Source organism: Methanobacterium sp. (assembly GCA_030017655.1).
In the GTDB taxonomy this organism is placed as follows: Archaea; Methanobacteriota; Methanobacteria; order Methanobacteriales; family Methanobacteriaceae; genus Methanobacterium_D.
On record JASEIM010000008.1, the window covers coordinates 71,719 to 86,534 of the forward strand.

Here is a 14,816-nt window from a genome sequence, read left to right on the forward strand (position 1 = left end):
GATCAAAATAATAATGAAAAGGCTTCACAAATACGTTAAAAAGCCTGTAGGAAATACAAATCCGTTTAGAGTCCTGATTACAACCATTTTATCTCAGAGAACCAGGGATGAAAACACAGATGAAGCCGCAGCAACTCTCTTTTCAGTCTACAAAACACCTGAAGAAATCGCCAATGCTCCTCGTGATGAAATCGAAAAATTAATTAAAAAAGCGGGCTTTTTCAGGGTAAAAGCACAACGGGTAAAAGAAACTTCAAGGATAATCCATGAAGAACACGAAGACGCCGTTCCCGACAATATAAAAGAACTTTTGGCACTTCCAGGAGTTGGAAGAAAAACTGCAAATTGTGTTTTAGTTTATGGATTTAGAAAAAATGCAATTCCTGTAGATGTGCATGTACATCGAATATCCAATCGAATCGGGCTTGTAAAAACAAAAACTCCAGAGGAAACTGAGCTTGAACTTACGAAAATCGTTCCAAAGAAGTACTGGCTTGATTTGAATGAGAGTTTTGTGAGGTTTGGGCAGGATATTTGCCGACCGATTGGTCCAAAGCATGAAGAATGTCCTATAAATGATTTATGTGATTTTTACAGAGATATGAAGAAAAAATCTTCTTAAAATACCAAATTTATTACTTTTCATTAAATAATTTGACATTAATTTTAAGTTTAATCTTTTTATTGTTTTTAAAGCTATTTATGCATTCAAAGTGCTCATTTCTAGAAATTTTTAAATATTATTTATTATATAATTAATAATACTTTTATCAATATACTTATTAATTGAAGGAATGATACTTTGCGAAATATCCTGTATATTGGCTCATTTGCTTTATTTTTCCTTGTTACAGTTGGTATTTTAAATTTCGTTCATGTAGATAATAATCTGGCTCAAAATAATGTAAATGAAAACAGCATACAGACAATTGATCCTCATAAAGACATAAAAATTTTAAGTAGCCAGATGATAAAAGAAGATGGAAACTGGATAATTAGTGGAAAGGTGCAAAATACAGGAAATTATAAAATGCGATATGTCTCCATAACCGTTAATTTTTACGGGAAAAATGGAAATCTATTATATTCCACTTTTGCTGGTGAAAGTTACATCACTCCCGGCGAAATCTGGAATTTCGAAGTCAGGTATCGAAAATCTGTGGCTCCTTATTCTTATAAAATAGAAGTGGGACCTATCATGTATAATTAAGATATTATTCAAACCTTTCGGCAAGCTCTTTAATACTCTTTTGAAATTTGGGTTGAATATAAATAACAGGCTGCTTAATTGAAATAGCTTTGTCCTTCAAACCTTTATCAGATGTAAAAAGAATTGAATTTGTCACCACAGCAACTTCAAGAATTATATCATCTTCAGTAGCTATAAGTTTATTTTTATTTTCGGGCAAATCTACTCCATAACTGCAATATAAAATGTCTATTTTTCTCTCTGATTCTAATTCCTTTAATTTTTCAATTTCATTCCTAAAACCAGCTTTTAATTTTCCTTCACATAAAATTGAAACTATTTCTCCAATAAAACCTGGAATTAATATTTCAAAGCCATCTAAAAAGCCCAGTTCTATCATCCTTGAAAGAGTATGAGATATTAAAACACAAATATCTGGTAGAATTCGAATACTTGGATCATAATCATTAAATTTCATTTTGCATTCATCCTGTTTAATTAAACTGTAAATTGAATTAATTTATGCTTGTTTTATAATTTAACGTGGGCTAAATTAAGTTTAACTCTTATATTTTTAGTGGTTTCTATTTTTTTAAATAATACTTAATATTAAAATATTAATACTATTAATTATATAATTAATATTATATAATTAAAAGGTATGATTCATTTGCGAAGTGCAACACTTTTATGCTCAATTGGACTGGTATCACTTGTTGTAATCAGCATTTTAGGGATTACTCACTTAAATACAAATTCAACTTTGAGTAATGACCAAAATGATGTACGTACAGCACTTCAAAATGGAAACCCTTCCAGTGGAAATCTTAAAATTTTAAATCATCAAATGACAAAGTCAATTTTTGGTAATTGGATAGTTAAAGGACAGGTCGAAAATACAGGGTCTAGCGAGCTTCGCTATGCTACAATTGAAGTTAATTTTTACAAAAATGGAAATTTATTGTATACAAACCCTGTTAATTTAAACAGCATTGCTCCTGGCGAGACTAAAGACTTCGAAGTTATATATAAAGGTTCTGATAGCTCACCAGACTCATATAGCGTTGTTTTAGGGCCATACTTATAACTATTTTAATCATTTTTTGTTTCAAATTAGACAAAAGAATTTAAATCATTTGATTTATAATTTAAAGGGTAATTTAAGCATCCATTATTCCATAAGGTTATTTTAATTTTTTAATAGTATAAATCTCAAATAATTTTTAGTTTTATTCAGAATAATCCCCTATTTTAATTTTTCTCCATTTAATTAATTTCTTTTTGCCTTCATCGATAGAATTAGGACTATTAGCCTATTAGCTTTGTTAAACTGCAATATATTTATATTAGCAACAACAAATCATAATTTACCTAAAATAGGAGGTTGTTTAATGGATAAAATAGCGGTAGCTATAATAATAACTGTAATACTTATTGCAGGAGTTTCGGCTGGTTATTATAATTATTATGGCCAAGACCAGACAAATCAAACCCAGTTAAAAGACCAAAACCAAACACAATTACAGAACCAGACACAATATAGAAACCAAACCCAAAATTGTACCAATAACTGCAGCCAAATACAGAACCAGACCAGATATAGAAACCAAACCGGTGACTCGATTCAAGATAAAGATCAAAACAGGACCAGAGTCAGAACCGATGGTTAAACTCAACTATTTATATTTTTTTTATCATTTTTTGAAAACATCCCCCAAAATTAATTTTACCGTCTTTTTAGATATTTTTCATAGTTTAAATTTTAAAAATTATTATATAACTTATATACCTTTTTAAATTGCTTTTTATAGTAGTATTATGAATATTTAGAAGTTACTAAAGGACTTTTTGATTATTTTTAGTTTCTATTTCATGTTTTTAAAGTAATTTTGTTTCTATATTTAGAACAAAATACTAAAAAAAATTAATATATATTAGAATCCATTAATAATAAAATTTAACAATTTTTTTTTGAATTACATAATTAATAATTATTATTATATATATTTAATACCATATTAATATTAATAGCATAAAATTTAATACATTAAGGCTTATTTTCATTCAAATATATATATTTTTTCTATTAATTCAAATCGAAAAGTATTAAAGTGTGAATATCCTATTTGGAATAAAACATACGGAAATAAAATAAGTAATACATAAATAGGGCGGATTTGTATGAAAAAAGAATTTAAAAAAATATTGGATCATCCAATAGATAGGAGAACATTCCTAAAAGCTGTCGGTGCAGGTACAGTTGCAACACTGTTTGGCGGACAGGCAACAATGGAAGAAGTCTTTGCGGCTTCTCCAAAGGTTGGAATACTCCAACTTGGAACTTGCGCAGGATGCCAGGTTTCTCTGACAGAATTTGGGATGGATATGAGGTACATTAGCTCCTCAAACCCAACTGTTGCTGACATACTGCCAACAATAGACATAAAGTATGCACCACTTCTTGTAGATGTGCTGGCTGAATCATTTGAACAAATAAGTTCCCTAGATATTTGTATAATCGAGGGTATTGCAGGTCCAACAGTTGAATCTTCAGAACTTCTGGATCATGCAAGGTCAATTTCAAGTAAGGTAGTTGCTCTAGGAGATTGCGCATCATTTGGTGGAGTGCCTGGTTTAAACAGAAGTAAAGGTTTATTGAATCTCTATCCCGTAAATGAAGTAATTTCTGTAGATGCCTACATCAGAGGATGTCCACCACAACCAGAACAAATCTGGTACATGGTAACTGGCGGTGCTATTGGTGAAGCAATAAAACCAGGAAAAGTATGTGATTCATGTATTTATGATCCTGAAGGCCCTCAGGCAAATGAACTTGGTCGATCAGGATGTAAAAAACACCTTGGATGTCAGGGTCACGATACTCCATGGCAATGCGGAGCTACAAGAAGTACTGATGGAAAAGCACCCTGTACGCTGGTTGATGATATTTGCATAGGCTGTTACAGAGACAAGTACCCCGAAACACCATATTATGAAAAAGGCCAGGTAAGGATGAGAAATAGATTCGGAACTGGAAATGAAACCCAGAATACAACAGCAACAAACTCAACGGTAAATGCAACAGCAAATAAAACAGGGCTGATGGGTAAATAGGTGATCTAAATGGCAGTTGAAATAAAACCGGTAACTAGAATTGAAGGCGATGGAAAACTTGAATTAGAAACATACCTAGTTGATGGGAAATTAAAAGTAAAGAACCTTCTAACACCCTCTGATGGAACTTTGAATTTACCAACAGATAATGGTGCAAGATATCCTAAGTTTTGTGTCACAGAATTTAGAGGATTTGAGAAATTTGCAGTTGGGGAACAGCCAGAAACTGTTACAAAGCTAGTTCCAAGGATATGTGGTGTTTGCCCAGTACCGCATAACATGGCAAGTACATGCGCAGTTGAGGCAGCCTACGGCACAAACATAGTTAACAATGCAAAAGCAGTTAGAAGACTCATGCTCGCAGTACACACAGTTCACAGTCATCTTCTGCACTTTTTCGTACTTGCTGGGAAGGACATGTTGCCTCATAGCATAATAGACCAGGAACTCCCAAACATAATCAGTGCCCACAACAAGGCACAGGCTTGTGTAGCGGTATTTGGAGGAAAACCTGTTCATCCTGCATCATGTATCCCTGGAGGACAAACTAAAGTCCCAAATGCAACAGAAATTGGACAGATCAAAGCAAGAATGCAAGAAATACAAAGTTATGCTGTATCCCTTTTAGGTACTTTAAAAGGAGCTCTATTGGCCCTACCAAACGACTTTGGTATAAGACCCTGCAACTATATGAGTTCGGGTGTTCCTTTCTACAGCGGTGTTTCAGGATCATTTTCATACTTTGGAACATCTGGAGGGGTTGTAATAAGGGACTCATCAAATCCAACAGACTTCAATTCAGCCACTATAGCTCCATTTAACCCCGAAAATGTGAAAGAAGAAGTTATAACTCCTTATGGAAGTGTTATAAGCCTTCCAACAAACTACAGTTACACCAAAAGACCATATTATGCCTATAATGGTGTAAACTATGTCTGTGAAGTAGGGCCTCTTGCAAGACTTGGAGTAGCATACAAGGCTGGAGACAGTGTTGTTAAATCAACAGTAGACAGCATTGCATCTGATTGGGGTGTTGCTGCAAATGATATATTATCTCCTTCAACAAGAAACAGGCACATAACCCGACTTATAGAAACAGTGATAATGATCGAAATGATTCTAAATGGCGGCTGGTCAAACATAGCTCATGTGGACAGTTACTCACCTCCAAACGAGAAATCAGGATATGGTGTTGGCGTGATTGAAGCACCTCGTGGAACACTGATACACAGAATAAGAGTAGGATCTGATTTAAAAACTGCATCCTACGACTGTATGGTACCAACTACAGCAAACACAGGAGCTTTTGAAGAAGCTGTAGCAGATGATTTAGTGGAGATAAGACCCGAAACAATATCATTGTTAGGACGTGACCCCACTGAAGATGAAAAACTACTTTTAGGTGATGCAAGCCGAACAATAAGAGGATTTGATCCATGTTGTTCATGCTCTTCACATATGATAGAAATTAAAAACCCAGATGGCACCATAGATGGCACAAAATAGTGCCATCTCTAAATTATTTTCAGTGGGAAAAATGATCTGTGTTGTTGGATTCGGAAACTTGCTACTTGGAGATGATGGAGTAGGAATCAGAATAATTCAGAGGCTAAAAATGATGGATCTCCCAAGTCAAGTAGATATAATAGATGCCGGAGTATATGGGGCGACTTTGTTTAGTTTAGTTGAAAAATACAATAAAATCATTGTTGTTGATGCTTTTAGATCCAATTGTGATATTGAAAACATCCTTTTCATGAAAGCATCTCAAATAATAAAAGAAAAAGAGAAGTATTATTTCTCAGGGCATGATTTAAGCCTGTTTGATATATTTTCAATGATGAAATCAGTCCATTCAGAAAAGATCCTGAATAATGTATGCATTCTTGGTATCAGGATTCATAAAATTGAAGAATCATTAGAACTCTCAGATGATGTAACAAAAAGTGCAGAAAGAGCTGTAAACATGATAAAAGACAATTTTCTAAGGGGTGATGAATCATGGATGAATCATTAATTTCACATTTTGAAGAACTAAGAAGTAGATTGATAAGGATAGTTATAGTAGTTCTTGGATTATCCTGTGTAACATTTCCCTTTGCTAATCAACTTCTTATTAGAATTCAGAAGGATTTACTTCCCGAAGGAGTTCGTTTAATCGTGACAAGCCCATTAGAAGCAGTATGGGCGCAAATAGAAGTATCTTTACTTGTTGCATTTGTAATTGCTCTACCATACATTATATATGAAGTCATGAAATTTTTAAAACCTGCCCTCAAAGGTTCTGAGAAATCTTTTTTAATAAAAACTATACCTCCTGCATTAATACTTTTTGGAATTGGAGCCATATTTACCTACAAAACAGTGCTTGTAACAACATTAGGTTTCCTTATTGGTTATGCAACCTCTGCAGAAGTTACACCACTATTAACTTTAGGAGATTTTATTTCATTTGCTCTTCTTATGATACTGACATTCGGGCTCCTATTTGAATTACCACTAATTTGCTGTGCCCTTGCATCTCTTGAGTTAATTGATTCTAATACACTTACAGGTAACAGAAAAGAAGCTTATGTAGGTATTTTAGTAATTGCAGGGATTTTAACACCTGATCCAACACCATTCACCCAACTTATCGTCACATTCCCTATGATCCTCTTATTTGAGGTGAGTGTTCTTTTGACAAAATACATCCATAGAGATAAAAAAACGGAGGTCGCAAATGCATCGATTGGTTAAGGAGGTGAAAGAATGATTGGTGGACTGGGAATGCCAGAACTTCTGATAATTCTCTTTGTGGTACTTCTACTTTTCGGTTCAAAGAAGCTCCCTGAACTTGCCAAAGGAATGGGCAAAGCTATGGGAGAATTCAAAAGAACTCAGCGTGAAACAGAATTTAAAATAAAAGAAGAGCCAACACAAGTAAAAGAAACAGATATAACAGCAGATAAAAAAGAAGAAGAAATTAAATTAGAGACTGAATCTAAAGAAGAAACGCTGCAAACAACTGAAAAATCAGGAATTAAAGCGAAATAGTAAAATTTTAGTCTGACTTAATTTCTTCTTTTAAATATTTTTTGTTAAAATGGAGGTGAAAAGATGAAAAAGGAATATTTAATCTTAATCGCTGTTTTTGTAGCTGTCATTGCATTGTTTACATCAGTATATGGACTTTCCAGATCACCAAATGTCTCTGCAAGCCCAATAACATCATGGAGTTCGCAAATGCAGTATCCTCAAATAGATGCCACTTCATTTGTAGACCCTTCTGCCAGAGTAATTGGAGATGTGACTATTGGAAGTAATGTTTATATAGGACCTAGTGCATCAGTCCGTGGTGATGAGGGATCACCTATTTTCATAGGCGATGGATCCAATATCCAGGATGGAGTGGTAGTACACGGTCTTAAAGACCCCCGAGTTGTTGTTGGGGATAAAAATTATTCAGTTTACGTTGGAAGAGAAGTTTCAATGGCACATGGAAGTGTGATTCACGGTCCTGTCTTTATAGGTGATAAAAGCTTTATTGGCTTTGGTGCGGTGATATTTAAAGCAAACATAGGTAAAAACTGTGTTATACTTCACAATGCAGTGGTAACAGACAATGTAAATATACCTGATGGTAAGCTTGTCCCTGCAGGTGCAGTAATAGATACTCAGGCAAAGGCAGACGCACTAACCGAAGTTACAGAGGACCTAAAAGAACTACCTCACGAAGTTGTAACAGTCAATAAAGAATTGGCAAAGACATACAAAAGCTAAGGGGAATAATATCTCATTTTTATATTTCCCCACTAATTTTAAGAATAAATGAGTCAATATCCCCTTAGTTTTTTATTTTTTTTATTACTGAGATTTTTTTGCATGTTGATCTTAATTTAATCCAACTTTTAAGAAGTGAATAAGCTTCATGAATCATGAAATTGATGAAAGAAGCTCTACACAATCCCAAAATATCTGTCTCCAAAGAAGGATTTTAAAAAGATTAAAGAAGTAGATCAAATAATTAGCAAATATTATTAAATAAGATTTTATTCATAAAAGACATTTCAATAGCTATAAATACTTGTATTTGCTTAACCATGAATCATACTTTAAAACATGTGATTCCTGAATCTGAACTTTAAAAGAACAAACAACTAACAAAAAATGAATCTAAAAAGTTATTATATAATATTACTAAATTTAATGTTATTACTTAAATTATTAGATATATATTGAATAATTAATAATATTACTAGACCTTAATGATATCCTAATCACAAATAAAGAATATTTAGCATTTTTATTTAATATTATACGTTTCATTATTAAAAAAAACAATTTATATGTTTTTTCAGGAAAAATACTAGTCACGGCTTGATTTAGGTTTTGTTATTATGCAGTACCAAAAAAAGAAAAAAACTCAAAATAAAAATGAATCTGAAGAAATATATAAATTTCCTATTGGTAAATCTAAAGTTCCAATTAACATCTTCTCTGAGGATATGAAGATTTTAGATGTAAATAAAGGGCTAATTCAAATCTCAGGATATTCTAAGAAAGAGCTCACATCGATGAAATTGAAAGATATATACCCCGAATCGGCTGAAATTTTGATTGAAGGAATTAAAAAGAAGGTTGATAATAAAGAATTTCCTATTTTTAAAGTTAACTTGCATAATAAGAAGGGGAAGATTATACCTGTTGAAATAGTTGTCACTGAACATAAAAACTTATATGGTCCCGGAACTGTCTTTCAAGGTACTGTAAGAGATAGTAATGCATTTATGCATATGAATAACAATTTAGCGGATATTGAGAAGAGTTTTAGAACGTTAGCCGAGGCTACGTTTAATATAATAATGATTTTTGATCGGGATTGCAGAAATATTTATGTGAATCCAGCTATTGAAAAGTTAAGTGGTATTCCTCCAGAGGATTTTATTGGAAAAACATTTGTACAACTTGGTTTATCAAATAATTTAGTTAAACTATGTGAAGAGGCTATTTATAATGTTTTTGAAGCCAAGACCAATCGTCGTGTTGAATTAAAACTTCCTAATAACAAGCAGATTGATGCGTTATTAGTGCCTGAATTTGATGAGAAAGGCTATGTAAAGGTTGTTATAGTTTATGCACAAGATATCACTGATTATAAGCATATAGAAGAGAGATTGAAGGAAAGTGAGGATAAATATCATGGATTTGTCAATAGTTGCGTTGACGCTGTGATATCTGTTGATATGCAGATGAGGATCATTATGTGGAATCCTGCAGCAGAGAAATTATTTGGTTATAATGAAAAGGAGATATTGGGAAAAAGTTTAATGAAGATTGTTCCAAAAAGATACAGGAAAAGAAAAGAAAAAGGATTTGATGAATATAAGAAAACCCATTCAGGCGCTTTTATAGGAAAAACTGGAGAACTCAAAGGATTAAGAAAAGACGGAACCGAAATTCCTATAGAACTTTCTGTTTTGTCAACAAGAGTAAGAGATAAAGAAATTACTATGGCGATTATTAGGGATATCACTGAACGTAAAATGATGGAAGAATCACTGCGGAATAGTGAAGAATATCAAAGAACCATTTTTTCTTCTATCCATACGGGTATTATCGTGGTTGATGAAAGGACTCATGAAATAATTGATGTGAATCGAATTGCTGCTGACACTATAGGTGTTTCAAAAGAGAAAATTATTGGGAATATATGTCATAAATATGTATGTCCTGCAGATGAAGGTAAATGCCCTATCAGCGACCTTGATCAGGTTGTAGATAATTCTGAGCGTGTTTTATTGAATGTTAATGGCAAAGAGATACCCATATTAAAAACTGTTGTTCCAATAAAGTTAAATGGACGTGAGTGCATTCTTGAAAGTTTTATTGACATCACTGAGCGTAAAAAGATGGAAATGGCATTGTCATGGGAAATGGCAATTAATAATGCTTTGGCTAAATTATCAAAAAAACTCCTCTCTCAAGCCTCAATTGAGGATATCACATATCTTGTTTTAAAATATGCCAAGGATCTAACCCAAAGCAAAGATGGTTTTGTTGGATATATTGATCCAGAAACAGGTTATTTAATAGTTCCTAACCCAACACGAAATTTCAGGGAAAAACGTAAGATTAAAGACAAGAACATAATTTTTAAGACATTTCGAGGATTGTGGGGTTGGGTGTTGAATAATAAAGAGTCAATTCTCACAAATGATCCAGCATGGGATCCAAGATCAACTGGAACTCCTGAAAGTCATATTGCAATCAATAGTTTTGTATCTGCTCCCGCAATGATAGAGGATAAATTAGTAGGGCAAGTTGCTTTGGCTAACTCAGATCATGATTATACTAAAGAAGATCTAAAACTGATAGAACGTTTAGCAGATATCTATGCTATTGCTATTAACCGTCAGTTATTAGAGGAAAAAATTCATAAGAGTGAAGAAAAACACAGGAAAATTGTTGAAAAATTTTTAGAAACTGTATCCGAGAATAAGTGAGATCAAAAATCTAAGAGCATGTGTATAATATTAATATTTTTAAGTGTCAGTGTATGTTATAGTAGATGTTTCTAATTTTGCTTTCTTTGTTCTTAGTCTATCATTTACTTGCGGAGACTCGTACTGCAAAACATGTATTGAGTTAAAAAAATAAATATTTAGAAATAAATGAAAAAATAGAATTAATTGAAATATAAACTGTTTCTAGGGAACTTTTAATTAAAGTCCTATAATATAATAGATTAAATTATTTTCCAAGATTTGCAATTTCCCCAGCAAATGCTCCGAGCACTTTTTTGGATAATCCCTCAACAAACTTGAGAGAACCAGCACATTCGTGTCCACCACCATCTATTCCTGCTTCTGGGATTTCATCTACAAGTTTTAAAATAATAGTGTTCAAATTGAACCCGAACTTTTCATTTACGGCGTCTGTTGCCCTTATAACACCAAAATCAGGACCATATGATAGTGTTATGATTGGGTTTTCTTCCCCGTATTTCTTTACCATAGTATCATGCACATAACCAGTGGTTTTGCCTGGAGCAGGGTAAGTGAACTTGTGAGCATATTTTTCAACATCTAAAACGTTGAATATTATTCCATTATCCAGCTTTTGTGTTTTTAAATTTGGAAGTGCGGCTCTTAACTGATTTTTAACCCTCTTTTCTGATTCACTGTAAAGTGCTTCAATGAGTTTTGCATGCTTATCACGGTTTCCAATGCCGAGAATCGTGTCAATTATACCTCTACCATTCATAAACCTCAGATAAAAGGCTTCAAAGTCTATACATGTTGCTATTTTTTCAAGATCTTCACGAGAATAGCCTCTGGAATCAGCGATTTCAATATATTTTTGGGCTTCATCAGAGCTTGCATGGTCTCCCACAGCAGCTATTCCTGGTAAATGCATCACTGAATCCTTAATTTCAGGATTTATCATCTTTGCAACTTCAAAAGCCAGTGCTCCTGCTGTAATCTCAGAATTACCACCTACCAGGTATGGATTAACATGTACATCAACATAATCATCTACAGCTACTCTTTCATTTTCTACTTCGCCAGGATAGTGATGATCTATGACTACAATTTCTATATCATAAATTTTAGCCTTGATAAGAGCTAAAAGGTCTTCTTCAGTTGATCCATTATCAAGAAGAACTATTAAAGGCAGTTTCTGACCATGTCTTTCCATATCCTCCAGTGCAAAGGAAAGATCCTTTACAACATCCTCTATTTCATAAAATGGAGCTTTACTTGGTGCCCTTTTAAAGAAATGCCACTCTGCATCACTTCCAGGGTTAATATCCCTTATAAGTGGAATTACAGCCTTTTCCATGGCAACTCCTGCGCATATTCCGTCTGCATCAGCGTGATGCCTTACAAGGATTGATCTTCCATCAAAAATAGCCTTTCTAATTGCTTTTGCAGCAAGATGCATTCTGCCCCGTAACTTATCAAGGGTTTCACTTTCAATCATTAAATCTGTGGTTTCAGGCTCGGCTTTTTTGTCAATTGCCTCATCAATTAATCTTCTGGCCTGAATTGACTCTTTTCCATGAAGCTTTTCTATTGATTCTGATTCTATCTGTATTTTACCACTGTGAAGATTTACCTCTCCCAGTACTTCCACTATATTCCCGATGTTTATATGAGGATAAACTCTTATTCCGGGCTCATCAAATGCTGCTGCCCATGTGGTAGATGTTTCATCAGAAATGGTAAATATTGTAGGTCCTGAGGTCTGCTGGATTTGAATAACTTCCCCCACTATCCTCACAGATTTTTTTACATAGTTAGTGGTTATTTCACCAATTAATGTTCTTGAAATATTTTTTCTGAGTTTAACAATCTCATATTTGTCTTTAATATTCGATTTTGCAAGATCAACTTCATCTTTACCGCCTTTACCCTTCTTAATATCAATTACTTTTACAATTAGGTCGTCGCCTACATTAAATCCAAGATTTCGACCTCTTAAAAGACCGAAAACCTTTTTTGAAAGGCTTATAAATATTCCCCAATCTTCAACTCTGGTAACTTTTCCTTTATAATCTGCACCAATTTCAAGATCGTTTATATCACACGCAGGGTGCAGCATATAAACTTTGTTTTTAACTTCACAATCCTTACAGTAGTCTCCTGATTCAATCCTTACACCACATTTTTTACACTGGTTAATTTCACCTTTACCTCCACATGCAGTGCATTCTTCAGTTACTTCTATCTCACCTTTACCTTTACAGACACTGCATGGAACTTCATGTTCCTCATTTAAGTCAAAACGTTGTGCTGCACCTTTAGAAATACCTTTTACGTGTTTTTTAATATCAACTTCGCTTTTAACACCGCTTCCGTGACAGCTTTCACATATTTTATAACTAATAACCTTGTGTCCTTTACCTTTACATTCTAAACATGTTTTAATCATAAATATACCTTCTATTATTGGCCGTAAATCATAAATTTGTGGCGAGGAAATATATTTCCCGCGTTTATTTCTTATTTTTTCTTAATTTTTGAAAGTATTGCTTTTTAAAGCCTGAAACTTCAGTTTCGAAAGTTTTAATACTTAATATTTTTCTTCAACTTAAAAAATAAGAATTAAATTTCTATAAACATTATTGATATTAATTATCATGTTGTTTTATTATAATTTTGTTAAATATTAAGGCCCAAATTTTTATTTATATTGGTTTTAATTTCAATTATTTAAACTTTGAAGGATTATCCTTGACCAGCCTCTCTTTTTTATATTTATATTCAAGTGATTCGTCCATAAATCGATTTGCAAGAGTCACATGAGTATTACCAGTACTATTATTCTTAATTTGAAGTAAAGGAACTGCTTCTTTAAGTTCCTGTGTAGCATTAAGTCTTAAATCAATTTCTGCCGCTGAATACTTCATATAATCTATAAAAACTGAATCTTTGGAATTTTCAGCGTGTTGAAGTCCTTCTTCAGCCAAACTTTTTGCAGATTTAAATTCAGATAATGCTTTATCGCAGTTAGTAGCCGCGCTATCAAGAGAAAAATTATTAATATCCTCAGCGGCTTTATTATAAAAATTATCTCCATTTTTAAGATTATTATTTATTTTAGAAGAAATATCGTTGATTTTCCCTATATCAGACTGAATGCACCCAGATAATGCTACAATAAACATTATTAACAGCAATATAATAAATTTACTTTTCATAATCTCACTTAAATACTAATTTATAGTTACCATATATCTTTGATTCATTATAATATTGTCTTCTAAACATAGTTTAGATGATTAAAGCTGATCTGTAAGTTTTTTATCCAATGTTAACTTGAATAATTTAAATTCCTCATTATATCCTCACTACAATAAACATATAACTTTAACACTTTAAATTTTACTATTATACCAAAAATTTATAGATTGTAAATTATTATAGAAATTAAAATAGTTAAATTAGCCAGCCTATTTATCAATTAAAAATTAAAAAATGAGAATTGGATCTCAATTCTGTTATCTGGATCTCCAGAGACCGTGGATACTGCAGTATTCTCTGGCATGTATTTCGTCAATGTTTTCAATTTCAATATTAAATTCTGCTTCCGGCTTTTCACCGGGTTTTAATACTTTTCTATAAACTTCATCATTTGCAATTACTTCGATCCATTCAATACAGTGGTTTTCATCCATCGGATGGGGTAATTCCCCTACTTTGACTTTAATACCCTTTTCTGTTTTTTCAATTACTGGAATATGTTTTTCAGGCCCTAAATCACCTGTTTTTTCTTCAAGCAGTTGCATTGGTTGACCGCAGCATACTAATTTTCCTGTACCGATGTGCAGAACTTCAATCATGTTTCCACAGATATTGCACCTGTAAACCTGTTTTTCTTCGGTCATATGAACACTCTCAGTACTCTTCGCATTTAATTTCGAAATATTTTGTTGGATGATCACATGATGGACATTTTAATGGAGGTTTCTTTCCTTGAAGTACATAGCCACATTTTCTGCAGACCCATTCAACTTCTTTATCTTTCT

At 32.9% G+C, this 14,816-nt stretch carries 15 protein-coding genes; 11 read left to right on the forward strand and 4 right to left on the reverse strand.

The features are described 5' to 3' along the window. Positions 1-13 precede the first annotated feature (13 nt). Complete coding sequence (gene nth / locus QMD61_05330) at positions 14-622, forward strand: endonuclease III (protein MDI6724049.1); 609 nt, start codon at positions 14-16, stop codon at positions 620-622. A 180-nt stretch (positions 623-802) separates the two neighbouring features. Beyond that, positions 803-1,210 carry an FxLYD domain-containing protein gene (locus tag QMD61_05335; GenBank protein ID MDI6724050.1) on the forward strand — a complete coding sequence of 136 codons (408 nt, stop codon included), beginning with the start codon at positions 803-805 and terminating at the stop codon, positions 1,208-1,210. A gap of 4 nt (positions 1,211-1,214) precedes the next feature. On the opposite strand, the gene QMD61_05340 is transcribed toward QMD61_05335, so the two are convergent. Beyond that, complete coding sequence (locus tag QMD61_05340; GenBank protein MDI6724051.1) at positions 1,215-1,667, reverse strand: hypothetical protein; 453 nt, start codon at positions 1,665-1,667, stop codon at positions 1,215-1,217. 192 nt (positions 1,668-1,859) lie between these two features. Between QMD61_05340 and QMD61_05345 the strand changes: the two genes are divergently transcribed. The 9 genes from QMD61_05345 to QMD61_05385 all read left to right on the forward strand — a co-directional run bounded on the left by QMD61_05345 (position 1,860) and on the right by QMD61_05385 (position 10,788). Continuing rightward, the gene (locus QMD61_05345) at positions 1,860-2,276 is read left to right on the forward strand and encodes an FxLYD domain-containing protein (protein MDI6724052.1); all 417 of its coding nucleotides are present in this window, start codon (positions 1,860-1,862) and stop codon (positions 2,274-2,276) included. A 304-nt stretch (positions 2,277-2,580) separates the two neighbouring features. Then, entirely contained in the window at positions 2,581-2,859 is a 279-nt protein-coding gene (locus QMD61_05350; GenBank protein MDI6724053.1) for a hypothetical protein, read from the forward strand. A gap of 511 nt (positions 2,860-3,370) precedes the next feature. Then, positions 3,371-4,303: a twin-arginine translocation signal domain-containing protein gene (locus QMD61_05355; GenBank protein MDI6724054.1), complete on the forward strand. Its 933-nt coding sequence runs from the start codon at positions 3,371-3,373 to the stop codon at positions 4,301-4,303. Between the two features lie 9 nt (positions 4,304-4,312). Next, positions 4,313-5,809 (forward strand): nickel-dependent hydrogenase large subunit, encoded by a 1,497-nt coding sequence (locus QMD61_05360; protein ID MDI6724055.1) that lies wholly within the window; start codon positions 4,313-4,315, stop codon positions 5,807-5,809. Then, positions 5,796-6,320 (forward strand): hydrogenase maturation protease, encoded by a 525-nt coding sequence (locus tag QMD61_05365; GenBank protein MDI6724056.1) that lies wholly within the window; start codon positions 5,796-5,798, stop codon positions 6,318-6,320. The genes QMD61_05360 and QMD61_05365 overlap by 14 nt, the downstream gene beginning before the upstream one ends. Continuing rightward, positions 6,305-7,042, forward strand: a complete 738-nt coding sequence (gene tatC / locus QMD61_05370; protein ID MDI6724057.1) for a twin-arginine translocase subunit TatC — start codon at positions 6,305-6,307, stop codon at positions 7,040-7,042. The genes QMD61_05365 and tatC overlap by 16 nt, the downstream gene beginning before the upstream one ends. A gap of 12 nt (positions 7,043-7,054) precedes the next feature. Next, positions 7,055-7,339 (forward strand): twin-arginine translocase TatA/TatE family subunit, encoded by a 285-nt coding sequence (gene tatA / locus QMD61_05375; protein MDI6724058.1) that lies wholly within the window; start codon positions 7,055-7,057, stop codon positions 7,337-7,339. 63 nt (positions 7,340-7,402) lie between these two features. Next, complete coding sequence (locus QMD61_05380; protein ID MDI6724059.1) at positions 7,403-8,065, forward strand: DapH/DapD/GlmU-related protein; 663 nt, start codon at positions 7,403-7,405, stop codon at positions 8,063-8,065. A gap of 617 nt (positions 8,066-8,682) precedes the next feature. Beyond that, positions 8,683-10,788, forward strand: coding sequence for a PAS domain S-box protein (locus tag QMD61_05385; protein MDI6724060.1), 2,106 nt, complete (start codon positions 8,683-8,685; stop codon positions 10,786-10,788). A 247-nt stretch (positions 10,789-11,035) separates the two neighbouring features. Here QMD61_05385 and QMD61_05390 read toward each other — a convergent pair whose 3' ends face one another. From QMD61_05390 to QMD61_05400, 3 genes are all read right to left on the reverse strand, one after another. Beyond that, positions 11,036-13,219, reverse strand: coding sequence for a DHH family phosphoesterase (locus QMD61_05390; protein ID MDI6724061.1), 2,184 nt, complete (start codon positions 13,217-13,219; stop codon positions 11,036-11,038). Positions 13,220-13,496: 277 nt separating this feature from the next. Next, positions 13,497-13,988: a hypothetical protein gene (locus QMD61_05395; protein ID MDI6724062.1), complete on the reverse strand. Its 492-nt coding sequence runs from the start codon at positions 13,986-13,988 to the stop codon at positions 13,497-13,499. A gap of 300 nt (positions 13,989-14,288) precedes the next feature. After that, positions 14,289-14,675: a desulfoferrodoxin gene (locus QMD61_05400; protein MDI6724063.1), complete on the reverse strand. Its 387-nt coding sequence runs from the start codon at positions 14,673-14,675 to the stop codon at positions 14,289-14,291. Positions 14,676-14,816 lie beyond the last annotated feature (141 nt).